The organism is Advenella faeciporci (assembly GCF_014652395.1).
In the GTDB taxonomy this organism is placed as follows: domain Bacteria; phylum Pseudomonadota; class Gammaproteobacteria; order Burkholderiales; family Burkholderiaceae_B; genus Advenella; species Advenella faeciporci.
On record NZ_BMYS01000008.1, the window covers coordinates 1 to 22,376 of the forward strand.

The 22,376-nt window shown below is 51.0% G+C and carries 21 protein-coding genes; 6 read left to right on the top strand and 15 right to left on the bottom strand.

From position 1 onward, the window contains the following. Positions 1 to 250: 250 nt before the first annotated feature. Positions 251 to 1,690 carry a pyruvate kinase gene (gene pyk / locus IE074_RS07005; RefSeq protein ID WP_189384763.1) on the bottom strand — a complete coding sequence of 480 codons (1,440 nt, stop codon included), beginning with the start codon at positions 1,688 to 1,690 and terminating at the stop codon, positions 251 to 253. Between the two features lie 495 nt (positions 1,691 to 2,185). On the opposite strand from pyk, the gene IE074_RS07010 reads away from it, so the two are divergent. The 3 genes from IE074_RS07010 (at position 2,186) to IE074_RS07020 (ending at position 3,882) form a co-directional block, all read left to right on the top strand. Beyond that, positions 2,186 to 2,581 carry a hypothetical protein gene (locus IE074_RS07010; RefSeq protein ID WP_189384764.1) on the top strand — a complete coding sequence of 132 codons (396 nt, stop codon included), beginning with the start codon at positions 2,186 to 2,188 and terminating at the stop codon, positions 2,579 to 2,581. 149 nt (positions 2,582 to 2,730) lie between these two features. Continuing rightward, positions 2,731 to 3,126: a hypothetical protein gene (locus IE074_RS07015; protein WP_189384765.1), complete on the top strand. Its 396-nt coding sequence runs from the start codon at positions 2,731 to 2,733 to the stop codon at positions 3,124 to 3,126. A gap of 81 nt (positions 3,127 to 3,207) precedes the next feature. Further along, entirely contained in the window at positions 3,208 to 3,882 is a 675-nt protein-coding gene (locus IE074_RS07020; protein ID WP_189384766.1) for a hypothetical protein, read from the top strand. Positions 3,883 to 4,073: 191 nt separating this feature from the next. Here the strand turns inward: IE074_RS07020 and IE074_RS07025 are convergent, their stop codons facing one another. The 7 genes from IE074_RS07025 to glyQ form a co-directional block, all read right to left on the bottom strand. Next, the gene (locus tag IE074_RS07025; RefSeq protein WP_189384767.1) at positions 4,074 to 5,594 is read right to left on the bottom strand and encodes a YdgA family protein; all 1,521 of its coding nucleotides are present in this window, start codon (positions 5,592 to 5,594) and stop codon (positions 4,074 to 4,076) included. Positions 5,595 to 5,631: 37 nt separating this feature from the next. Beyond that, positions 5,632 to 6,051 carry a lactoylglutathione lyase gene (gene gloA, locus IE074_RS07030; protein ID WP_189384768.1) on the bottom strand — a complete coding sequence of 140 codons (420 nt, stop codon included), beginning with the start codon at positions 6,049 to 6,051 and terminating at the stop codon, positions 5,632 to 5,634. A 157-nt stretch (positions 6,052 to 6,208) separates the two neighbouring features. After that, positions 6,209 to 6,910, bottom strand: a complete 702-nt coding sequence (locus IE074_RS07035) for a M48 family metallopeptidase (RefSeq protein WP_189384769.1) — start codon at positions 6,908 to 6,910, stop codon at positions 6,209 to 6,211. Between the two features lie 55 nt (positions 6,911 to 6,965). Beyond that, complete coding sequence (locus IE074_RS07040; protein ID WP_189384770.1) at positions 6,966 to 7,697, bottom strand: lysophospholipid acyltransferase family protein; 732 nt, start codon at positions 7,695 to 7,697, stop codon at positions 6,966 to 6,968. A gap of 5 nt (positions 7,698 to 7,702) precedes the next feature. Continuing rightward, positions 7,703 to 8,242 (bottom strand): D-glycero-beta-D-manno-heptose 1,7-bisphosphate 7-phosphatase, encoded by a 540-nt coding sequence (gene gmhB / locus IE074_RS07045; protein ID WP_189384771.1) that lies wholly within the window; start codon positions 8,240 to 8,242, stop codon positions 7,703 to 7,705. Beyond that, positions 8,239 to 10,365, bottom strand: a complete 2,127-nt coding sequence (glyS, locus tag IE074_RS07050; protein WP_189384772.1) for a glycine--tRNA ligase subunit beta — start codon at positions 10,363 to 10,365, stop codon at positions 8,239 to 8,241. The genes gmhB and glyS overlap by 4 nt, the downstream gene beginning before the upstream one ends. Then, a complete protein-coding gene (glyQ, locus tag IE074_RS07055; RefSeq protein WP_189384773.1) occupies positions 10,366 to 11,265 on the bottom strand; it encodes a glycine--tRNA ligase subunit alpha in 900 nt (299 codons plus the stop codon). A gap of 129 nt (positions 11,266 to 11,394) precedes the next feature. Between glyQ and IE074_RS07060 the strand changes: the two genes are divergently transcribed. Next, positions 11,395 to 12,162, top strand: a complete 768-nt coding sequence (locus IE074_RS07060; RefSeq protein ID WP_189384774.1) for a crotonase/enoyl-CoA hydratase family protein — start codon at positions 11,395 to 11,397, stop codon at positions 12,160 to 12,162. A 48-nt stretch (positions 12,163 to 12,210) separates the two neighbouring features. Next, positions 12,211 to 13,740: a fumarate hydratase gene (locus IE074_RS07065; protein ID WP_189384775.1), complete on the top strand. Its 1,530-nt coding sequence runs from the start codon at positions 12,211 to 12,213 to the stop codon at positions 13,738 to 13,740. 112 nt (positions 13,741 to 13,852) lie between these two features. Here the strand turns inward: IE074_RS07065 and folK are convergent, their stop codons facing one another. From folK to IE074_RS07090, 5 genes are read right to left on the bottom strand one after another with little or no spacing between them, the layout of a single operon-like run. Continuing rightward, a complete protein-coding gene (folK, locus tag IE074_RS07070) occupies positions 13,853 to 14,323 on the bottom strand; it encodes a 2-amino-4-hydroxy-6-hydroxymethyldihydropteridine diphosphokinase (protein WP_189384776.1) in 471 nt (156 codons plus the stop codon). After that, positions 14,320 to 15,711 (bottom strand): polynucleotide adenylyltransferase PcnB, encoded by a 1,392-nt coding sequence (pcnB, locus tag IE074_RS07075; RefSeq protein ID WP_189384777.1) that lies wholly within the window; start codon positions 15,709 to 15,711, stop codon positions 14,320 to 14,322. The genes folK and pcnB overlap by 4 nt, the downstream gene beginning before the upstream one ends. A 25-nt stretch (positions 15,712 to 15,736) precedes the next feature. Beyond that, positions 15,737 to 16,420 carry an HAD family hydrolase gene (locus tag IE074_RS07080; RefSeq protein ID WP_189384778.1) on the bottom strand — a complete coding sequence of 228 codons (684 nt, stop codon included), beginning with the start codon at positions 16,418 to 16,420 and terminating at the stop codon, positions 15,737 to 15,739. Further along, complete coding sequence (hda, locus tag IE074_RS07085) at positions 16,417 to 17,094, bottom strand: DnaA regulatory inactivator Hda (RefSeq protein ID WP_189384779.1); 678 nt, start codon at positions 17,092 to 17,094, stop codon at positions 16,417 to 16,419. The genes IE074_RS07080 and hda overlap by 4 nt, the downstream gene beginning before the upstream one ends. After that, positions 17,087 to 18,154, bottom strand: a complete 1,068-nt coding sequence (locus IE074_RS07090; protein WP_189384780.1) for an AI-2E family transporter — start codon at positions 18,152 to 18,154, stop codon at positions 17,087 to 17,089. The genes hda and IE074_RS07090 overlap by 8 nt, the downstream gene beginning before the upstream one ends. A 61-nt stretch (positions 18,155 to 18,215) precedes the next feature. Between IE074_RS07090 and purM the strand changes: the two genes are divergently transcribed. Continuing rightward, positions 18,216 to 19,265, top strand: a complete 1,050-nt coding sequence (purM, locus tag IE074_RS07095; protein ID WP_189384781.1) for a phosphoribosylformylglycinamidine cyclo-ligase — start codon at positions 18,216 to 18,218, stop codon at positions 19,263 to 19,265. Between the two features lie 50 nt (positions 19,266 to 19,315). Here purM and miaA read toward each other — a convergent pair whose 3' ends face one another. Next, positions 19,316 to 20,293 (bottom strand): tRNA (adenosine(37)-N6)-dimethylallyltransferase MiaA, encoded by a 978-nt coding sequence (gene miaA, locus IE074_RS07100; protein ID WP_189384782.1) that lies wholly within the window; start codon positions 20,291 to 20,293, stop codon positions 19,316 to 19,318. 140 nt (positions 20,294 to 20,433) lie between these two features. Further along, positions 20,434 to 22,359, bottom strand: coding sequence for a DNA mismatch repair endonuclease MutL (gene mutL, locus IE074_RS07105; protein WP_189384783.1), 1,926 nt, complete (start codon positions 22,357 to 22,359; stop codon positions 20,434 to 20,436). Between the last annotated feature and the right edge of the window lie 17 nt (positions 22,360 to 22,376).

Genomic DNA, 22,376 nt, shown 5'->3' on the forward strand with positions numbered 1-22,376 from the left:
CCGAACAGATACTCCTTTACTAATTTGACTTTGAATTGCACATCATATTTTTCCATTGAAAAACCCCTAAAAGTTGAATGGGTGTCCAACTTTTGGGGGTCAGTTCAGAGCGTGGGAACGAGTAACGGGCTTTCTCGTCCCCATGCTCTTCGTGAGAATGAGTCAAGTTTATTCGTTCCCATGCTCTGCGTGGGAACGGGTTATTTAAACGATTAAAGGTTAATTCTTTTACCATAAATTCAAATTTAAATTAATCAACACAAATCAGTTTCATGCCATTAGTGCCGCTTTGGGAGGCGTTGTTGTCTCCGTTGGTCACAATTATCCAGTCGCCGCTATTCAGGGTTTGGTGTTTTTTCAACTCATCAAGGGCTGCTTGCATAAGCATGGCAGGATCAAGATGGCTGCTGTCAAAATTTACCGGATAAACACCCCTGAAAAGGGCAACGCGGTTTTGGGTTTCCTTATGCCGGGTAAAACAATAAATAGGAATGCCAGAACGGATGCGCGACATGATAAGGGGGGTATGGCCGCTTTCGCTAAGGGAAACAATTGCCTTTACACCGGGGAAATGATTGGCGGCATACATGGCGGAAAGCGCGATGGTTTCATCACAGCGTGGAAAAACCTGCCCCAGACGATGGCCCGATTTATTTGAGGTTGGATGTTTTTCCGCGCCCATGCAAATACGCGACATGGCCATGACGGCTTCTACCGGGAAATTTCCTGATGCGCTTTCGGCCGACAGCATGACCGCATCGGTATAGTCAAGAACGGCATTGGCAACGTCAGACACCTCGGCGCGCGTGGGGATGGGGTTGGTAATCATGGATTCCATCATTTGAGTGGCGGTTATAACCACTTTATTCAGGGTGCGGGCGTGCAGGATGATTTTTTTCTGTATGCCTGCCAATTCCGCATCGCCTACTTCAACACCCAGGTCGCCACGGGCGACCATGACGGCATCACTGGCCGTAATCAACGCATCCAGTGCCTGGTCATCAATCACGGCTTCAGCGCGTTCTATTTTGGCCACAATCCAGGCATGGCTGCCAGCTTGCCGGGCAAGTTGCCTGGCGTGCTCAATATCGCTGCCATAGCGAGGAAAAGAAACGGCAATATAGTCAGCTTGAATGTCGGCGGCAAGTTTAATGTCTTCCTCGTCCTTGGCGGTAAGGCTGGGCGCGGAAAGGCCGCCACCTTTGCGGTTGATGCCTTTGTTGTTGGAAAGCGATCCGCCTGTCACGACAAGGGTGTGCACTTCCTGGCCTTCAATCCCGGTAATTTCCAGCACGACTCGGCCATCATCCAGCAGCAGTTCATCACCGGGTTGGCAATCCGTAACCAGGGCAGGGTAGTCTATGCCAACAATATGTGCGGTACCTGCATTGTGTGGATGGGTATTGGATAGAACAAAGGGTTGTCCGGCCTGCAACGTGACCTGTCCGTTGATGAACTGGGCAATCCGGATTTTGGGGCCTTGCAAATCAACCATGATGGCAATATGTTTTTGCAGCTTGCGAGCCATTGCCCTGATGGTTTGGGCTCTTTGGCGGTGCTCGTGGTGGTTGCCATGAGAAAAGTTTAACCTTGCAACATTCATGCCGGCCAGGATCATTTTTTCAATTTGCTCGTGCGTTTGGGTTGCAGGCCCCAATGTCGCCACAATTTTAGTGCGTCTTAGATTCATTTTATTGTTTTCTCATAATATGATAATTTTGTTTTTGTTACAAAAAAGTAAGAAAATATCAATTAAAGTGTTGAAAACTTTATTGATTCATGTAGAATTAATTTCAACAAAAGCAGGTATGCAGCAAATAAATCAGGTTCCGGCTAGTACTGGGCCATCATACATAAATTATTAACTACTATCAGCAATTCAAAATCCTTTGGCAGTATAAGTTTTAGAAAAAAAGATATATAAGTTTCAACTTTCACTGTTTCTGTACTTTTATCAGAACTGAAAAATCAATACCCCTTTGTTGTTAGGGGTGCTGTGATTAGCTTCAATATTGTAACTAACCAAGAATTCAGTAATTCGTATTAACGAATTGCTGATGTATGTTGGATAGATATTTCAAATGTTACAAATATGCTGTATTAACTTGATTTTCCTATCCATTTTGCAGTAATCGTGCCGGAAGAAATCCGGAATCATAAATGTCATCCGTAAAGGAGCAGCAAAATGAAAAAACTACTACTTATCTCGGCACTGGCACTTGCCTCAACAAGTGCATCAGCTGCAGGGGTTTTTGTTGGCGGTTATGGTGCAGGCGGTATGGCTGGAAGCTCGGCCTCTGGTGGCTCCGAAGCATCAGGTGGACAGGCTTCTGTGTTATTTGGTGCAGCAGGTAATACTTCTGGAGCTACCAATACAACAAGTTCTGGTTCCGCTGTGGCTGCAGGTCCTACAGGGGTTGCTACCGCAACTGGTGGTACTTCTACCTCTAGTCAGGGTAATCTGGGCGGGTCAGTTGGTACTGCCATACAAGGCTCTTCAGCAGGTGCTGGCGGTACTTGGGGTGCAAATGCCGGTGGAGGCTTTGGCACTATAGGCTTAGGATTCTGGAATACTCCTTAAGTATCCAGATTATGCTTGAAGTAATAATTTGAAAGCAGTCTATTGTTACTTTAGTTTGTTGTAAGACAAATCATAATGGCATTGATTGCTTTCAATCAACTGTTCTGGATCAGTTCCAGGGTATAGGGATTCTTATAGGGAGCAGCAAAATGAAAAAACTACTACTTATCTCGGCACTGGCACTTGCCTCAACAAGTGCATCAGCTGCAGGGTTTTTTGTTGGCGGTTATGGTGCAGGCGGTATGGCTGGAAGCTCGGCCTCTGGTGGCTCTGAAGCCTCTGGTGCACAAGGTTCAGTCTTCAGTGGTGTTGCAGGTAATACTTCTACTGCAACCAATACGACTAGTTCTGGTGCGGCAGTGGTTGCGGGTCCTACTGGTGTTGCCACATCAACCGGTGGAACATCTACTTCCTCCCAGAGCAATCAAGGCTTTTCTTTCGGTACAGCTATGCAGGGATCAGCAGCTTCTGCGGGTGGTAACTGGGGAGCAAATGCCGGTGGTGGTTTTGGGACCGGTGGTTTTGGGGCTTGGACAACACCCTGATTTGAGCTATTCATTTCTCTAAAACTATAATACGTTTATATTTTTGAAGGGGAGGATCCTCCCCTTCCTAAAGGAATCGCCATGAAAAAAATATTTACGCTCATCGCATTGCTGTTTGTATCTACTCAAGTATCGGCACAGATAAATGTGGGTTCAGATGCCTCCTCTTCTTCCGGGGCAATTTCTGGTGCGTCATCCAGTTCTGGAAATATGTCAGCCGATTCTGGTGCCAATGCAATTATTGGCCTGACTTTTGAGGGATCAGAGCAAAGGAAATCCCAGCGTATACACACGACCCCCAACGTTTATGCGCCAGCAAGCATGTTTGGTGGAGCCAATAATTGCGGTCAATCCAACACGATAGGTGTGGGTTTTACAGGGTTTGGGATAGGTGGTTCGATGGCAGGTGAATCTGATGCGTGTAATGCGCGAGAGGATACCAGTATTGCCTATAAACTGGGCTATAAAGAAGTTGCGGATATGCGGTTTTTCTGTTTCGGTGAAGATGTGAATCGCATGGCTTATGAGGCTACCGGACGTCGTTGCCCAACCACTGCTACGGCAAAGGGGTTGCCAGATAATGCAGTCGCCGATAATCGTGCGCCAGTTCGATCAGGAGTTGTGGTTAACAATCCTGGCACTAATGCAGTTGCTGTTAATACAAGTTTTGCAAATGTTCCAAGGCAAACCAGGGCAATTGCCTCATCCGATGAAATGGAAGCACAACGTTTGCAGACTTTTTATGGTAATAATTAACGGTATATCAGGTAAATATGTAAGATTCATACCTGAAAGAGACGTTATTAACAGGTGATTTTGGGATATCACCTGTTAATAAGCGAGATAACCGGATCGCATTGTTGCTGATCAATATAAATTTGTATCAGTCAGCATATAGGTTATGAAACTTTATTGCTTGTTGCCGTCTCATTTTCAAGCTCATGTATTTATTCCGCAGGTTCTGTTGCAGCATCGTTTTCAAGGGCTTGAAATAGCTCCTCTTCGTTTAGTAACGCAGGGGCAGCCGATGTACCTGCGAAGCCAAGCAGGGAGGATGCTTTCATGGCGAACTCGTTCAAGCCCATTTTTTTGCCATTGAAATCAATCTGGCTGTCTTCGGGCTGATCGGCGTCGTAAGTGATTGCAGAAGTGGTTTTGCCATCCTTGTAAACAGCCATGCCGGATTGTTCCGAGATAAGGCCAGCCATTCCTGAGATGACTTGCGCTTCGGCATCAGCAGTCGCCTTGTCTGCCCCTTCGGATATCTGAATAACGCCCGAGCCAAACTCCTGGATAAGGTTGTCGTCAACAGAAAAGGATATATTGGCTTTGCGCAACGCTTCTGCTGCAAATAACTCCATGGATTCCCTTGATTCGGAAGAGGCTTTTTCTCCGTTAAAAACAACCCCGAAATTCAGTACTGCTTCGCCGCTTGTCGCTTTGATACGTAAGGGCTCAATACGAAATTCAAGTTTGGCATCAGCCAGCTTGACAAACAGGGTTTCGAAATGCCGGGCCAGCTCTTCTTCCTCTGCCAATGAAGCGGAACCCAGGTTCAGGTTGGCTGTTGCACGGCTAAAATCATTGACCGCCTTCATGTCCAGGTTGTTCACCATCATTTTCATGCTTGTTGTACCAAAATCAATCTTGTTGACGTTGATTTTATTTGCGGAATAGGTGATATCAGCATTGAGCAGGCCGTTGGGTGATTCCGTAGTGCTGGCATTCATGTCGATAGAATCGATTAAAACGCTTTGCGCGGGATCGGCAATATTGAATTTTTCAAATTTGACGGAAGCATCGCCAATATAATTTTTATTGGCGGTACGGGTTGTTTTATTGCTAAGTTTAAAGCCGTCCATAGAGAAGCTGGCAGTACTTTCCCCCTTGGCTTTAATCGCGCCACTCGTGGCTTCTGTATTGAAAAAGGCGTAATCAAGATTGGTGTGGGTAATCGCATGCATCGGCTCCACGGTTATTTCGCCGTTCTTGTCAACGAATTTCAGCGCGGCGGTTTTAAGGGTGTTTTCTATTTCTTTGGCAAAAGAAAGTACGCTGTTGGAGACAAAAGGCTCTTGACCATTGGCGGCATCAAACAGTACTTTTGTATTGTCATTGTTAATGAGTGTGGTGGCGCTAATGGCCAAAGCTGGACTAAAACGACCCTCCTGGATTAATGGCAAGGGGCCATGATAAACCTTGTTCAGGAAAGTAATATTGGACAGCTCTTCTGGCAGATCGGGTAGATTTATGTTCAGCTTATAGATACCGGTAGAAGTAAGAAACCCCTTTTCATAACTGACTTCACTCAGGCTGATATTGGGAGCGGTTTGTGCCAGAAATTCATTGATATTACTGACGGATTTATCGATTTGACCTTTGGCCTGCTGGCCAATATACCAGGTAGAGCCTCCCCAGACGACACCGGCGGCAACCAGCGCGCCAATAACAATATTTGTTGTTTTCATGATGTACCTTTTTAACTTTATGGTTGTTTAACAGGATTTACTCTGAGCGCAAGCCAGAGCCTTCAGCTTGCATGTTTTTGCGTTCGATCAATTCGATTTTGTAGCCGTCAGGGTCTTCCACAAAAGCAATAACGGTGCTGCCACCCTTAACAGGGCCGGCCTCACGCGTTACGTTACCACCGGCCGCCTTGACGGCATCACAGGCCTTGTAGGCATCTGGCACACCAATGGCGATATGCCCATAGGCGGTACCCAGCTCATAGGCATCAACACCATGGTTATAGGTCAGTTCAAGTTCGGCCTGATGGGGGTTGGCCTCAAAACCGAGGAAAGCCAGACTATATTTGTATTCGGGGTTTTCGGAGCGACGCAACAGTTTCATGCCAATCACGTTTGTATAAAACTCGATGGAGCGCTCAAGGTTGCCGACTCGAAGCATAGTGTGTAGAAATTGCATGGTGACTCCTGTTGGAAATGGTGATAAGCGGGCTATTTTAGCAAAGCTCTCTTTGCAAAATGATGAGTGGTGCGCATTTAAATGACGGTTACTGCAAGAAAGAGACAACCGCATTATATAAGTGAATATTTAATGCTGCTTATATTTTCATTCTTTATTAAAGGATGGGAAGGGTGCGCAGGCTTTTTTGTTTAAGCCTGTTTTTGGCGGCTTCGTAATTGGGCAAAATCCGTTTAACCTCGGCCCAGAAACGGGGGCTGTGATTCATTTCTTTCAAATGGGCAAGTTCATGCGCAATGACATAGTCAATCAGCTCCGGGCAAAGGTGGATCAGGCGCCAGTTCAGGCGAATGTGGCCATTGGCACTACAGGATCCCCAACGGGTTGTGGCACTGGACAGGCGAAGACACAGGGGTTTTGCTCCGCTACTTTGCTGGAAATGCCGCAGGCGGATTTCAAACCAGGCCAGGGCACGGCCCTGAAACCACTGGGTGCAGGCTGTTTTAATTGCCAGGGCATTTGCCGTGGATGGCAGGTTGACATAGAGCCGATCGTTATCTTGCGCCAGATTGTAATTGCCCTCATAGCGGCATGAAGCCAGCTGCGGGTTCAGTTGCACAATAATCTGCCTGCCCAGATAGGGCAGCTGCATGCCGTTTTGCCAGCAGGTGGGTACAGGGGATTGTTGTTGCCACTGCAGCAGCTTGCTTTGGATCCAGGGTTTCTTTGCCTGGATGGCTTGGTCAATGATCGTTTGTGATACCCAATTTGGGGCGGTAATTTTAAGCCCTTCGGCGTTAATCGTAAAACCAATGCTTTTACGATTGGAACGCTGAAGGGTATAAGGAATTTTATCCATGGGTGATGTTGATAATTGATGAATGGTTCATGGATAAAACCGCTTTTGGAGAAAGTCAGGTCTTGTCGTTGTAACGATGCGGGCTAAGCACACGCATTTCCCCTTCAATCCATTCTTCAACCTTGCGGTTAAGCTGGTCGTGAGTAAGGCCTTCAGATGAAATGGGAGGACCAAACGAAAAGGTAACCCGGCCGGGTTTTTTGAGGAAGGAGTTGCGCGGCCAGACCTCTCCGGCATTGTGCGCCACCGGAATCACCGGGGCACCGGCATGGACGGCAAGACGCGCACCACCTGATTGATAGCGGCCTTTTTGTCCAACGGGAATCCGGGTTCCTTCGGGGAACAGAACCGGACTATGTCCGGCGCGGATGCGTTGGCTGCCAATACTTAATACCTGTTGCATGGCGCCTTTGCGATCAGAGCGGTTGATGGGAATATTGCGCAAACTGGCCAGCGCCCAACCGAAAAACGGGATGTAATTCAGTTCTTTTTTGTAGATAAAACAGGCCGGTTTGGGTGAGAACCAGGGAAAAAGCAGGGTTTCATAGGCAGACTGGTGTTTGCTTAGAAACACAACTGGTGTGTCGGGAATGTTTTCCCTTCCCTTGATTTCCCATTTGATGCCAAGAATATATTGGGCTCCCCACATGAGCAGATGAGGCCAGCCTACCGTGAAACGGTATCGCCACTTGAAGGGGAAAGGCAGCAGCAGGAAACACCCAAGCGCGAAGGGAATGACAGTAATGGCTTGAAAAACCAGAAACAGCAGGGCACGTAAAAAAGACATGATGATTAGTTTTCCCGCAACCATTCGTTGATAATATCAGCCAGGCTGGCACGTATTTGTGTACCGGGTGGCAGATTGGGATCGTTTTTTGTTTTAAGGCCGTTGCCGGTTTCCACCAGCCAGGGTTTCATGCCTGCGGCCTGGGCAGCTTGCAGGTCACGCAGTGAGTCACCAATCGCAGGTACCTGCGCCGGATCTATTTCGTAGCGGCGAATAATATCGTGAAGCATGCCCGGCAATGGTTTACGACAATTACAGCCGTCGTCAGGCTTGTGCGGGCAAATGAAAATGGCATCAACCTGTCCGCCCAGCAAAGTGAGTTCCTGATTCATTTTGGCGTGCATGGCGTTCAGATCGCTCATGCTGAACAGACCCCGGCCCAGGCCGGACTGGTTGCTGGCAATAACCACTTTCCAGCCTGCCCGATACAGGCGGGCAATGGCTTCAAGACTGCCGGGCAGGGGAACCCACTCGTCGGCCGATTTAACAAAATCGGTGCGGTCTTGATTGATGACGCCATCCCGATCGAGAATCACGAGTTTCATTTTGCCAGCCTGGAAATATCAGCCACCAGATTCATGGTGCCATGTAATTGTGAAAGCAAAGCCAGACGGTTATTGCGGATGTCAGGGTCTTCGGCCATGACCATCACATCGGTAAAGAAAGTATCAACTGCTGCACGTGTGCTGGCAATACTGCTTAAACTGGCCTCAAACTCACCTTTGTCAAAATGGTCCAAGGCAACAGGCTGGATGGTTTCAATCGTGTCAGCCAGGGCTTTTTCTGCCGGTTCAAGCAGGATTTCTGCATTGATGGCAGGCAGCGAACCGTCCACTTTCTTCAGCAGGTTGGCAATTCGCTTGTTGGCGGCAGCCAGGCTGTCGGCTTCGGGTAATTGCGTGAAGGCGGTAACGGCCCTGATCCGGTCGATAATCTCGTGCAGTGGTGGCGCCAAAGCAATAACAGCGTCAACCACCGAACGGTCATAATCGTTATTGAGTTGATTGCGGTAGCGCTCGTAAATGAATTCCTGCACTTCGGCTACGGTATTTGGGTTCAGGCTGATCTTTTCGAACGTGCCAGCGGCAAATTCAAGCAGTTCGTTCAGGGAAAGCCTGGTTTGCAGGTTCAGGAAATGACCGGCGGCCAATTGTTCAACCGCGCTGATCAGGCCCAGCGCGGCACGGCGCAAGGCGTAAGGGTCACGTTCACCGGTGGGCACCAGACCAATGCCCCAAATGCCGACCAGGCTTTCAGTGCGCTCGGCAATAAATAATATGGCCGAAGTTAAGGTTTCCTGGCTGACCGGTTTGTCGTAACGCACGCGATACTGCTCTGCCAGGGCTGTCACGATTTCTTCGGGTTCGCCATCGGCCTTGGCATAATAGGCGCCAATAATTCCTTGCAGTTCGGGGAATTCACCCACCATGTTGGAACTTAAGTCGGCTTTGGCCAAGAGGGCTGCGCGGTCGGCCAGTGAAACATTGGCGCCAAGTTGCTGGGCAATGTAAGCGGCGATTTTCCGGACCCGTTCGGAGCGCTCAAGCTGGGTTCCCAGTTTGTTGTGGTACACAATGGTTGCCAGTTGTTCAACCCGGGCGGCCAATGGCATTTTACGGTCGGTGTTGAAGAAGAATTCGGCATCGGCCAGGCGTGGACGCACAACCCGCTCGTTACCTTCGATAATTTGTTGTGGATTGTCAATGTCCATGTTGCTGACAATCAGGAAGCGGTGCGTCAGCTTGCCAGTGTCCGGGTCAAACAGGGGGAAGTATTTCTGGTTCAGGCGCATGGTCAGGATAAGGCATTCTGGCGGTACGGCCAGGAATTTTTCCTCAAACTGGCCTATATACACCGCAGGGTACTCCACCAGTGAAGTCACTTCGTCAAGCAGGGCGGCTACCTCGGGGTCGTTGCCAATGGTGGCACCCAGCGAGGCGGCCTTGTCAGCCAGCAGTGCGCTGATCATGTCACGGCGCTCTTCATAGGAAGCAATGACCTTGCCTTCTTCGCGCAGTTGCTGCTCGTAGGTATTGGCATGGTTTAACTGAACCGGAGCATTGCTCAGGAAACGGTGTCCACGGGTAACATGGCTGGAAGAAATGCCCAGCACGCTAACGGGGAGTACCTGGTCACCAAACAGGACAGCCAGGCCATGTACGGGACGTACGAAACGGACACTGGTTTGCCCGTCGGCCAGTTGATAACGCATGACTTTGGGAATCGGCAGGTCGGCAATCGCTTCATCAATGGCGGTTTGCAGGAAAGCGGCCAGTTGTGCGCCCGGGGCGGTGCCTTTGGCAATTAAGTATTCCTGTTTGCCATCGGATTCACGGCTCAGGTCGGCTACGCTTAAGTGCTCCAGGCCTTTGGAAGCCAGTTTCTTTTGCAGGGCGGGACTGGCATTGCCGTTTTCATCAAGGCCGATTTTGACGGGCATGAGTTTTTCTGCAAATGCCTGCTCGGGCGCCTGCGCCAATACCTGGCTTAGGCGGACGCCCAGGCGGCGTGGCGTGGCAAATGATTCAAGTTTGCACTGTTCACCCAGAAGATGTTGTTTGTTCAGGGACTGGTATACGCCCTGGGCAAATGCCTTGCCCAGTTTTTGCAATGCCTTGGGTGGCAGTTCTTCGGTGAGTAATTCGATCAGTAAAGGATTCGTTGACATTTATGCGTTCTCTTGTTTTTTCAGCATCGGGAAGCCAAGCTGTTCGCGGGAGTCGTAATAGCACTGGGCAACTGCACGGGACAGGTTGCGGATGCGGCCAATATAGCTGGCCCGTTCGGTAACGCTAATGGCGCCCCGGGCATCCAGCATATTGAAGGTGTGGGCGGCTTTCAGGACGACCTCGTAGGCAGGCAGGGCCAACGGAATTTCGACCAGTTTTTTGGCTTCGGCTTCGTAGTCATTGAAATGCGCAAACAGCATTTCTGTTGAGGCGTACTCAAAGTTGTAGGTGGATTGCTCAACTTCATTCTGGTGAAATACGTCGCGGTAATAAACGGCATCACCGTTGGGACGTTGGGTCCAGACAAGATCATAGACACTTTCCACGTTTTGCAGATACATGGCCAAGCGCTCAAGGCCATAGGTGATTTCACCGGTAGTGGCCGGGCAGTCAAGGCCGCCAACCTGCTGGAAGTAAGTGAATTGCGTGACTTCCATGCCATTGAGCCAGACTTCCCAGCCCAGGCCCCAGGCACCCAGCGTGGGATTTTCCCAGTCATCCTCAACGAAGCGGATATCGTGCTCTTGGGGGTTAATGCCCAGCGCCTGCAAAGAACCGATGTAAAGATCAAGAATTTCCGGGGGGGCCGGCTTGAGCACAACCTGATACTGGTAATAGTGTTGCAGGCGATTGGGGTTTTCGCCGTAGCGGCCATCTTTGGGCCTGCGTGACGGCTGTACATAAGCGGCATGCCAGGGCTCGGGCCCGATGGCGCGCAGGAAGGTGGCAGTGTGGGAGGTGCCCGCACCTACTTCCATATCGTAAGGCTGGAGCAGTGCACAACCTTGTGCGTCCCAGTATTCCTGAAGTTTTAAGATGATTTGCTGAAAAGTAAGCATGAATTCGACTCTAGCATCGGATGAATAACCAAACCTTGGATTTTAGGGTATTTGTCGTGGTCCTAGGGGTAATTTGCGGTTTGAAAGGGTAAAATGCCCGAATTACCCCCGAACCTACAGGAGACAACTGTGACAGAATTGGTAAAATCAGAAATCATTGGCAGGATATTGGTCATTACGATCAATCGGCCCGAAGCCCGCAACGCCCTTACTTACGATACGTCTTTTGCGCTGGCTGCCGCGCTTGACCAGCTTGACGTCAATAACGACCTGACGGTGGGTATTCTTACCGGGCAGGGCAATACGTTTTGTTCGGGCATGGATTTGAAAGAGTTTGCCAAAACCCAGCGTCGTGCCGTGGTGCCGGGCCGGGGCCTGGGGGGCTTGTGCGAAGCACCGCCCCAAAAACCTCTCATTGCCGCCATAGAGGGTTATGCCCTGGCGGGTGGTTGTGAACTGGCGCTGGCCTGCGATTTGATTGTGGCAGCTGACAACGCCCAGTTTGGTTTGCCCGAGGTAAAACGAGGCCTGGTGCCCGGTTCGGGGGGCATGTTGCGCTTGCCGCAAAGGCTGCCTTACCACGTTGCCATGGAAATTTTATTAACCGGTGACATGATTCCCGCACAGCGTGCGCATCAGCTTGGTTTGGTCAATCAACTGACGGAACCGGGCAAAGCGCTGGAAGCTGCGCTAAAATTGGCTGACAGGATTGCGGCCAACGGCCCGTTGGCCGTCCGTACTGTCAAGCAGGTTGTGGTGCAGTCGCAAGACTGGCGCCAGGAAGACATGTTTGCCCTGCAACAGCCACGCATGGCGCATATCTTTGCTTCTGAAGATGCGAAAGAAGGGGCAACTGCATTCGCCGAAAAACGGGCTCCGGTCTGGAAAGGCAAATAAAACAGTAAAGTTGTTAACCGTTAGTTTTTTGAAAAAGTTGATCAAACAATGACTACCATTATCAAAGAAGAGGATCTGATCCAATCCATCGCGGATGCGATCCAGTTCATCAGTTTTTACCACCCTGCCGACTATATTCAGCATCTGGCCCGTGCCTATGAGCGTGAGGAAAGCCCGGCAGCCAAAGACGCGATTGCCCAAATCCTGACCAATTCCCGCATGTGCGCGGAAGGGCACCGTCCCATTTGCCAGGATACCGGCATTGTGAACGTTTTCCTGAAAGTGGGTATGGATGTCAAGTTTGATCTGAAACAAACCCTGCAGGAAGCCTGTGATGAAGGGGTGCGCCGTGGTTACATGGATCCCGATAACAAGTTGCGTGCCTCTGTGCTGGCTGACCCTATTTTTGAACGCAAGAATACCAAAGACAACACGCCCTGTATATTGCATGTGGAACTGGTTCCGGGCAATAAGGTAGACGTGCAGGTGGCGGCCAAAGGTGGTGGCTCTGAAAACAAAACCAAGTTTGCCATGCTGAACCCCAGCGACTCCATTGTTGACTGGGTCCTGAAAACGGTGCCGCAAATGGGTGCCGGCTGGTGTCCTCCGGGCATGCTGGGCATTGGGGTGGGCGGTACTGCTGAAAAAGCCATGTTAATGGCCAAGCAGTCCCTGATGGAAGACATCGATATGTACGAACTGTTGGCCCGTGGCCCGCAAAACAAACTTGAAGAGTTGCGTATTGAACTGTATGAAAAAGTCAATGCATTGGGTATTGGCGCACAGGGCCTGGGTGGCTTGACAACCGTGCTTGATGTCAAAATCAATACTTACCCAACGCATGCGGCGTCCAAACCCATTGCCATGATTCCAAACTGTGCGGCAACCCGCCATGCCCATTTTGTCCTGGATGGCTCGGGTGTTGCCGTGTTAACACCACCTTCTTTGTCAGACTGGCCAGAAGTGCATTGGGCACCCGATTACAACAAGTCCAAACAGGTGAACCTGGATACGCTGACCAAAGAGGAAGTGGCCAGCTGGAAACCCGGCCAAACCTTGTTGCTGTCCGGCAAAATGCTTACCGGCCGTGATGCCGCTCACAAGCGCATCCAGGATATGCTGGCCAAAGGCGAGCCATTGCCGGTTGATTTCACCAACCGTGTTATTTATTATGTTGGGCCGGTTGATCCGGTACGTGACGAAGTGGTTGGCCCTGCAGGCCCCACCACGGCAACCCGCATGGACAAGTTCACCGATATGATGCTGGAAAAAACCGGCCTGATTTCCATGATCGGCAAGGCCGAGCGCGGACCGGTCGCGATTGAGTCCATTCGCAGGCACAAATCTGCTTATTTAATGGCAGTGGGTGGTTCTGCTTACCTGGTGTCCAAAGCGATTCGTGGCGCTAAAGTGGTGGGCTTCGAGGACCTGGGCATGGAAGCCATTTACGAGTTTGATGTGAAAGACATGCCGGTAACCGTTGCGGTTGATTCCGAAGGAACCTCTGTACATAAAACAGGCCCAAGAGAATGGCAATCCAAAATCGGTAAAATTCCAGTGGCGGTTGAAGAACTGTAATTTTTAGCCCTGGTATGGTTTGGTTAACCCAAAAAAAACGGGTTTGAACGGGCCCCAAAAAACGGATGTATTTCCTGTTTTTTTGGGGCCTTTTTATTGTTGGTTTTTTAAATCAAAGCAGTTCAATGCCCTGGTCTTTACATTGTTCCAATAAGGTGCCAAGGGTGCCTTGGGCCAGAACAATCCCTGGCGCCAATTCCTGCAGGGGCAATAGCACAAAGGCCCGTTCGTGCATGCGCGGGTGTGGCAGGGTCAGTTCAGCCGAGTGATTGATTTCCTCGTTGAATAGCAGGATGTCCAGGTCCAGCGTGCGGGGCGCATTCACATAGGGACGTTCCCGGCCGTAACGGTTTTCAATCCCTTGCAGCAGATGCAGCAGCTCCAATGAGGCCAATGGGGTTTCAAGCCGGGCGACCGCGTTGACATAGTCGGGCCCCGAAGCGTCGACCGGGCTGCTGCGGTAAAAGCGGGAGTATTCCAGTTTATGAATGGACGGATGGGCAGCCAGGTTGGCCAGTGCCTGTTGCAGTACATTCCTGCTCTCACCCAGATTGGAGCCAAGGCCAATATACGCAATATTCATGAAATGTCCTGCTGCGGCAAAGCGGCTTTCTTGCGGGCGGGTGAGCGACGCTTGCGACGTTTGCGTGCGGTGTTGGCAGAAGTAGCGGGCATTCCCTTTTGTTTTTGCGCCAGCTCTTCGATCATCTGGGTTTTACCTGCCGCATCGGTATCAGCCAGGTCCATCCACCATTGTGCCTGAACGCTATCAAATTCACCGCTGGCTGCTCGCAATTGCAGAAAATCACAGGCGGCACGAAAACGGGGCTGTTCAGTCATTTTCCAGATCTGACGTGGAACGGGACGTTCAAAACGGGGCTGCATGAACCAGATTTCACGCATATCGGTGGTGTGACGCCGCTGGATGGCCAGTTTGTGAACCTGGTCTTCAAGCACCTGGTCTGCCGCATGGATCAGTGCCTGCATGGGCGGCTCTTTTTGCGCAATATTGCGTTTCCAGTAAACATCCACCAGGCGCCATAAAAGGGCCGCATACAGGAAACTGGGGCTCACCGATTTGCCCAGACGAACCCGGTGATCGGTACGGTCAAGGGTCAGCTCTACAAATTTCTGTCCACCCGGTTGCTTCAGGACGACATCCAGCAAGGGAAGGGTTCCTTCGTGCAGGCCTTCTTCGCGCAGTTGTTTCAGGCAGGCCAGGGCATTGCCGCAGGTCATGAGTTTAAGGGTTTCGTCAAACAGACGGGAGTCGGGCACATTGGAAATGAGTTCGGCCAGCTGCTTGATAGGTTCCTTGGTGTGGGGTTCGATGGTGCCATTCAGTTTGGCGGCAAAGCGAACTGCCCGCAACATGCGGACAGGATCTTCACGGTAACGGGTTTCAGGGTCGCCAATGATGCGTACGAGATGTTTGCGAAGATCTGACAGGCCATTATGGTAGTCGATGACTTGCTCGGTAAGCGGATCGTAATACAGGGCGTTAAGGGTGAAATCGCGTCGGGCGGCATCCTCTTCCTGTGTGCCGAAGACGTTGTCGTTCAGGATACGGCCATGTTCGTCGGTTTTGTTCTGGCCATTGCTATTGGCCCTGAAAGTTGAGGTTTCAATGATTTCCGGACCAAAAACCACGTGTACCAGTTGAAAGCGACGGCCAATAATGCGGGCCCGGCGAAAGCAGGCACGCACCGCTTCGGGGGTGGCATTGGTGGCCACATCAAAATCCTTGGGCTCCAGGCCCAGGATAAGATCGCGCACGGCACCGCCCACGATAAAGGCCTGGAACCCTTTCTGGTTTAACACCTCGCAGACCTTGATGGCGTTGCGCGAGACAAGCCGGCGATCGATGCCGTGCTGTTCCTGGTGGTAAACCCGGGCTTTGGTTTTTTTTGTGTCACTGGCCGGGGAATTGAACAGGCGATTGACGAAGCTTTTAATGGTGCTTTTGATCATAGGAACGGAATAAATGAAGATGTTGTTATTTTAAAGCAAACAGATCAAGAACTGGCCAGCCGTTTTCGTGTGCTGTTTTACGCAGGACTTCATTGGGGTTGGTGGCTACCGGGTTGCTGACAATTTCAAGCAAGGGCAGATCATTTTGCGAGTCGCTGTAAAAATAGGTTTCGGCAAAATCATCTATTTTTTTGCCCATGGAACTGAGCCACATATTGACACGGGTTACCTTGCCTTCTTTGTAGCTTGGAATGCCTTCCACACGGCCGGTAAAGCGACCGTTGATATATTCGGGCAGGGTGCCAATCAGGTGTTCTATGCCAAAGGCACGGGCCACCGGAGATGTAACGAAAGAATTGGTGGCGGTCACAATGCAGCACAGGTCACCGTTTTGCTGATGCTGGCGAACCAGGTCGATGGCGCTGGCCTGAATGGCGGGGCGAACCACTTCACACATGAATTGTTCATGGAAACGGGCCAGGTCATAGGGGCTGTGCATTTTAAGAAAGCTCAGCATGAATTCGGCAGATTCTTCTATCCTGAGAATACCCGCCGTGTATTTTTCCATCAGCTCATGGTTTTTTTGCTGGATGGCCACAGGGTCTCCAGCCAGATTGTTACGAGCCAGGAAATCAACCCATTCGCGATCGGTATCAATGGGAAGCAAAGTATGGTCAAGATCGAAAAGCGCCAGATTGGTAGAGGTCATGATTTTGTTTTAATGAAAAAAGCTTTGAGTAAAGGGACGGTAATAGGGCGTCGTGTAGAGAGCGAATAGGTGTCCAGGGCGTCGAGCAGGTTGAAAAGGGCGGCAATATCACGCGAGTAATGGGTAAAAATCCAATGCGTGACTTCATGGCTTAATTGCAGGCCTTTTTCGTGGGCTCGATTTTGCAAGGCGGTAAGGCGTTGCTCGTCACTGAGTTGTTCGAGCCGGTAGACCAGTTCCCAGCCAAGCCGGGTCCGCAGGTCTTCCCGAATTGGCATCGCCAGCGGAGAAACGTCGCCCGAAACCAGTAATATGAAGGCGTCTGACGTGTTCTTGCGCAGTTTCCATTCATTATACAGACTGAACAGTTCGGCCTGTTGGTCTTCGGTTAAGGATTCAATGTCATCAATGGCCACCAGGGGGGGAGTATTCTGGAACGTAATGGATGCCAGAAAGGGGTGGCTTTCATGGTTGAAATAAGTGCCCTGGTGGCAGGCAGCCATTGCCTTGAGCAAATGGGTTTTACCACAGCCGTTGCTTCCCCAAAGGTAGACCGATTGTCCTGGCAGGAGGTGACGCAGCGTGTTAACGGCCTCGGCGTTTTGCCCCACTAGGAAATTGTCAAGCGTGGGCTCGGGAACCGGGGAGACTTCAAGCGTTAATTGTTCATTCATTTGTATAAAAAGTACTATTCAGGTATTGACCATAAACGCGACGGATCAATACCGACAGGGCTGCACTGATCGGCAGGGCAAGCAGAACACCAAAAAAACCAAAAATTTCACCAAAGACAAACAGGGCAAAAATGATGACCAGTGGATGCAAGCCAATTCGGTCACCCATAATCTTGGGGGTTAAGTATAAACTTTCGAAAACCTGGCCTATGCCGAACACAATGGCAACGGCAATAAGACCGTAGTAACCCTCGAATTGTAATAGAGCCGAGAGGATTGCGAGCAATAATCCCAGTCCGAAGCCCAAATAAGGGATAAAAACCAGTAATCCGGTAATGACGCCAATGGGAATCGCGCTGTCAAAACCGGCAATGGACAGGCCGATGCTGTAATAAACCGCCAGAATCAGCATGACCAGGATTTGCCCGCGCAGGAAACTGGACAGCAGTTTGTCTATTTCATTGCCAATGTCAAGGGTGGCATTCAGAAAGCGGCGTGGAATGATTTCACTGAAACGGTTGAGGAAAGTGTGCCAGTCAAATAAAAGGTAAACCAGGACAACAGGTGTGAGCAGGCCACTGGCAATGTAGAAAACCAGGGTGGAGCCGCTGGCTTTCAGGTAATTGACTGCAGTGGTGACAAGGCTGTCGGTGCCGGTAACGGCATCTTGCAAGAGCAGGCGAATACGGGAGATATCCAGCTTGCTGTCAACGCCAAGCCATTCATCAATGTTGGGTGCAAGTTGGGTATTGTATTGCTGAACCCATAGTGGCAATTGCTCCAGGACCAGATTAAGCTCCCTGCGCAGTAATGGAATGATGATCAGCATGAACCCCGAAATGACGGCAAACAGCAAAAACACCATGAGAAATACGGCCAGCCAGCGTGGCAGGTGCAAACGCACCAATAAATCTACACCAGGAGCCAGAATATAGGCCAGCGCCAGTGCCAGCATGAATGGAGTCAGCACTGGAGACAGGATATAAAGTAGAATTAGCAGGCAAATTCCAACTCCTGACCACAAAAGTGTCTGATTTCTGCGTAAATTTTTCTCATTCATCGTAAAATTGCGTTTACTCCATTTGATTTATGACATTTTTACATATTTAGGCTCGTTTCTCATGACAAATTCAACAAAATCCTCTTTGACCTATCGTGATGCAGGTGTGGATATTGATGCTGGCGACGCACTGGTTGACCGCATCAAGCCATTGGCCGCCAAAACCATGCGTGAAGGCGTGATGGCCGGGATTGGCGGTTTTGGAGCTTTGTTTGAAGTACCCAAAAAATACAAGGAACCCGTTCTTGTTTCCGGCACCGATGGTGTGGGCACCAAATTGCGTCTCGCTTTTGAATGGAATCGTCATGATACGGTCGGTATCGACCTGGTAGCCATGAGTGTAAACGATATCCTGGTACAGGGGGCTGAGCCACTGTTTTTCCTTGATTACTTTGCCTGCGGGAAACTGTCTGTAGATACCGCTGCCAGCGTGGTAGGCGGTATTGCCAAAGGCTGCGAGCTTTCCGGCTGTGCCCTGATTGGCGGTGAAACCGCAGAAATGCCCGGCATGTACCCGGATAGTGAATATGACCTGGCCGGTTTTGCCGTGGGTGCGGTGGAAAAAACCAAAATCATCAATGGCAAATCCATTCAGGCTGGCGATAAAATCCTTGGCCTGGCATCCAGCGGTGCGCACTCTAACGGGTTTTCACTCATACGTAAAATTATTGAACGTGCCGGTGCCCGGCCCAATGATGATTTCCATGGCCAGTCTCTGGTAGACGTGGTAATGGCGCCTACCCGCATTTATGTTAAACAGGTGTTGGCAGCGCTGGCCAAGCATGGTACAGATATTAAAGGTCTGGCCCACATTACCGGTGGTGGCCTGTTGGACAACGTGCCACGTATTTTGCAACCTGGCCTGTCCGCCCGTTTAAGCAAAGATGCCTGGGAATTGCCCGAACTGTTCAAGTGGCTGCAAAAAGAGGGCAATGTTGAAGACACCGAAATGCATCGTGTATTCAACTGCGGTATCGGCATGGTACTGGTGGTTTCTGCCAGCCAGGCCGCAGATATTACCGCAACCTTGCAAGAGCAGGGTGAAACCGTTTACCAGCTGGGTGAAATCGTTCCCCAGCAAGAGGGTATGGAACAGACTGTCGTTGTTTAAATCGTAAAACAACGCAAAAAAGCAATCTGGGGGCTTGCCGTGGCAAGCCCTTATTGTTGTTGGCCCATTGCCTGCATGGCGGCATCCATGTCATGGGCAATGGCGTCAATAACCTGTTGTGCCACATTATGGGCCATGCAGTCAATCCGGACCCGGTCGGGTTGCGCGCGTAACCAGGTAATCTGGCGTTTTGCCAGCTGGCGCGTGGCGGCAATGGATTTTTCACGGGCCTCTGGCAAATCATAGTCACCATTCAAATGTGCCCATATTTGCCGGTATCCCACGCAACGAATGGACGGCAAGTCAGCATGCAGATCGGGGCGCAGTTTAAGCTGCCTGACTTCCTCAACAAACCCTTTTTCCAGCATCTGGTCAAACCGCGCGGCAATGCGTTCATGCAAGTCCAGGCGGTTGGCCGGCTCAAGGCTGATGGTTTGGTACAGAAAATCGCCCGCTTTTTCAGCTGGCTGTGCAAGAAATACAGACATGGGTTTACCAGAAATACGATAAATTTCCATGGCGCGCTGAATCCGTTGGCTGTCATTGGGGGCCAGGCGGGCAGCGGTAACGGGATCAACCTTGGCCAATTCCGCATGCAGGGCAGGCCAGCCATGCTGACGGGCAAAATCTTCCAGTTCCTGGCGAATGTCCTCACGGGCAGCGGGCAATTCATTAAGCCCCTCGCGCAGGGCCTTGTAATACATCATGGTGCCACCGGCCAGGAGTGGAATCCGGCCCCGGGCCTGAATGGCGGAAATAAGCCTGGCGGCATCCTGGGTGAATTCGGCGGCACTGTAAGTTTGCGCCGGATCCCGTATGTCCAGCAGGTGTTGGGGTGTTTGCGCCTGCTCTTCCCTGGATGGCTTGGCAGTGCCTATATCCATGCCTTTGTATATGGTGGCGGAGTCCACATTAATGATTTCAATGGGCCATTGTTGGGCAATGGCCAGTACGCTGGCGCTTTTGCCCGATGCGGTGGGGCCTGCAATACAAATAATGGCTTGATGCCTGGTGTCCGGAGTTGGCATGGTATTGGGTTGGCGGCAATGGCCTGTCAAGAAGGAAAGATGCAGAAAAAAGAAAAGGCAGTGTAAGTGCTGCCTGTTGCTGGCCTAGTTTAGCATTACCTGAAGTCAGAGTAGTGAGAAAAGGACGCAAAATGAACGGTTTATTGTCCGCGCATGAATAATTTATCCAGGTCGTTCATGGTCCATTGAAACCAGGTGGGGCGGCCATGATTGCACTGGTTGGCCCTTTCGGTCTGCTCCATTTGACGCAGCAGTGCATTCATTTCCTCCAGACTCAGGCGACGGTTAGCCCTGACAGAGCCGTGGCAGGCCATGGTGGACAGCAACTCATTGCGCTGTTCGGTCAGGTGTCTGGAAACGCCGGCCTGGCTTAAGTCTTTTAAAACATGAAGCACCAGTGATTCGATGTCACCATGGGCCAGCAAAGCGGGCACTGAACGCACGGTAATGGCGCGGGGACCGGCAGCAGTCAGGTTGAGCCCCAGTGTGTGCAAGGCTTCGTGGTGTTCTTCCAGCAATGCCACTTCTTTTTCAGAACAATGAAAAACAACCGGCACCAGCAGGTCTTGTCTGGGCATGCTATGCGTGTCAAGGGCGGTTTTCAGTTTTTCATAAACCACCCGTTCGTGGGCAGCGTGCATGTCTACCAGTACCAGCCCCCTGGAGTTTTGGGCCAGGATATAGATGCCATGCAGCTGACCCAAGGCCATGCCCAGTGGAAACGTGTCTGCTTCGGGCAGGGAGGCGTAAGGTGTTTTGCCTGTCGCGTTAGCCGGGTAAGCAGGGATATTCAAAGTGGCATCCGCTGCACCAGCCATATTCTCACCCGGTGCGTTTTCATTAAAGTGGCTGGCAGGCGGTATGCCCGGGGAAACCAGCGGGCGGTAAGCCTGTACCCAGGCCTGTTGATGGTCCAGCCCCAAAGGGGTCTGTCGTTGATAGGGGTTGAAGCGGGAGGCTGGCTGGTTGGCAGGGGAAGCGCCACCACTGTCACTGGCAGTCACCGCTGTGTCTGGTAAGGCGGCAGGCGCAAGCCCGGCGGGCATTTGAGTGGGCAGCCGGTTCATGGCGTCTTGTTGACCGCCTGCACTGGCCAGTGCAGCGGCAACGGTTTGTGAAACAAAACGGTAAACCGCACCACCATCTCTAAACCGTACTTCATGTTTGGCGGGATGAACGTTTACATCGACCGTATTGGGATCTATATTCAGGAACAGGACATAGGCAGGCTGGCGGTCACCGTGCAAGACATCGGCATAAGCCGTTCGAATGGCATGGGACACGGTGCGGTCGCGAACATAACGGCCGTTCACATACAGGTATTGTTTGTCGGCCCGGCTGCGTGCGGCATTGGGTTGGGTAATCAGACCATGCAGACTGGCCAGACCAACTTCGGCATTTAAGGGAATACCGGCATCAATGAACTCGGCGCCCAGTACATCACGGATGCGTTGAAAAGAGTCGGTACTTACCCATTGCCGGTAGGCCTTGTCGTTATGAAAAAGGCGAAAAGCCACTTCTGGAAAAGCCATGGCAATTCTTTCCATGGCATCCAGGCAGTGTCCCAGTTCGGTGGTTTCCGATTTCAGGAATTTGCGGCGGGCCGGGATCTGGTCAAACAGCTGACGCATGTCTATGGTGGTGCCATAACTGCCAGACGCCGGTGTCACCTCATTGTTAGCCGCATCTATTTGCCAGGCGTGATCATCTGCCTGTGTACGTGATGTGATGACAAGCCGTGAAACCGAGGCAATCGAGGCCAGTGCCTCGCCACGGAAACCCATGGAGTTGACCGATTCCAGTTCTTCGAGTGAGGTGATTTTGCTGGTGGCATGGCGCATGAGGGCCAGAGGTAATTCTTCTTTGGGTATGCCGGTGCCGTCATCGGTAATGCAAATCCGCTTGATTCCTCCGCCTTCAAGGCGGATTTCAATGGCGCGAGCCTGAGCATCGATAGCGTTTTCAAGCAGTTCTTTAAGGACTGAAGCCGGGCGCTCGATGACTTCACCAGCTGCGATCTGGCTGATGAGTTGATCGGGAAGGGGGGAAATATGGCGTCTTGGCATTTTGCCTAAAAGAAAAT

Bases quoted from the DNA above. Each gene is read 5' to 3' on its own strand.
- mutL (WP_189384783.1), bottom strand. From the start codon at position 22,359: ATGCCAAGACGCCATATTTCCCCCCTTCCCGATCAACTCATCAGCCAG.
- IE074_RS07010 (WP_189384764.1), top strand. From the start codon at position 2,186: ATGAAAAAACTACTACTTATCTCGGCACTGGCACTTGCCTCAACAAGT.
- IE074_RS07090 (WP_189384780.1), bottom strand. From the start codon at position 18,154: ATGAATGAGAAAAATTTACGCAGAAATCAGACACTTTTGTGGTCAGGA.
- pcnB (WP_189384777.1), bottom strand. From the start codon at position 15,711: ATGATCAAAAGCACCATTAAAAGCTTCGTCAATCGCCTGTTCAATTCC.
- gmhB (WP_189384771.1), bottom strand. From the start codon at position 8,242: ATGAAACTCGTGATTCTCGATCGGGATGGCGTCATCAATCAAGACCGC.
- IE074_RS07025 (WP_189384767.1), bottom strand. From the start codon at position 5,594: ATGAAAACAACAAATATTGTTATTGGCGCGCTGGTTGCCGCCGGTGTC.
- gloA (WP_189384768.1), bottom strand. From the start codon at position 6,051: ATGCAATTTCTACACACTATGCTTCGAGTCGGCAACCTTGAGCGCTCC.
- glyQ (WP_189384773.1), bottom strand. From the start codon at position 11,265: ATGCTTACTTTTCAGCAAATCATCTTAAAACTTCAGGAATACTGGGAC.
- IE074_RS07035 (WP_189384769.1), bottom strand. From the start codon at position 6,910: ATGGATAAAATTCCTTATACCCTTCAGCGTTCCAATCGTAAAAGCATT.
- miaA (WP_189384782.1), bottom strand. From the start codon at position 20,293: ATGCCAACTCCGGACACCAGGCATCAAGCCATTATTTGTATTGCAGGC.
- pyk (WP_189384763.1), bottom strand. From the start codon at position 1,690: ATGAATCTAAGACGCACTAAAATTGTGGCGACATTGGGGCCTGCAACC.
- IE074_RS07015 (WP_189384765.1), top strand. From the start codon at position 2,731: ATGAAAAAACTACTACTTATCTCGGCACTGGCACTTGCCTCAACAAGT.
- IE074_RS07065 (WP_189384775.1), top strand. From the start codon at position 12,211: ATGACTACCATTATCAAAGAAGAGGATCTGATCCAATCCATCGCGGAT.
- IE074_RS07080 (WP_189384778.1), bottom strand. From the start codon at position 16,420: ATGACCTCTACCAATCTGGCGCTTTTCGATCTTGACCATACTTTGCTT.
- folK (WP_189384776.1), bottom strand. From the start codon at position 14,323: ATGAATATTGCGTATATTGGCCTTGGCTCCAATCTGGGTGAGAGCAGG.
- IE074_RS07040 (WP_189384770.1), bottom strand. From the start codon at position 7,697: ATGTCTTTTTTACGTGCCCTGCTGTTTCTGGTTTTTCAAGCCATTACT.
- hda (WP_189384779.1), bottom strand. From the start codon at position 17,094: ATGAATGAACAATTAACGCTTGAAGTCTCCCCGGTTCCCGAGCCCACG.
- IE074_RS07020 (WP_189384766.1), top strand. From the start codon at position 3,208: ATGAAAAAAATATTTACGCTCATCGCATTGCTGTTTGTATCTACTCAA.
- purM (WP_189384781.1), top strand. From the start codon at position 18,216: ATGACAAATTCAACAAAATCCTCTTTGACCTATCGTGATGCAGGTGTG.
- glyS (WP_189384772.1), bottom strand. From the start codon at position 10,365: ATGTCAACGAATCCTTTACTGATCGAATTACTCACCGAAGAACTGCCA.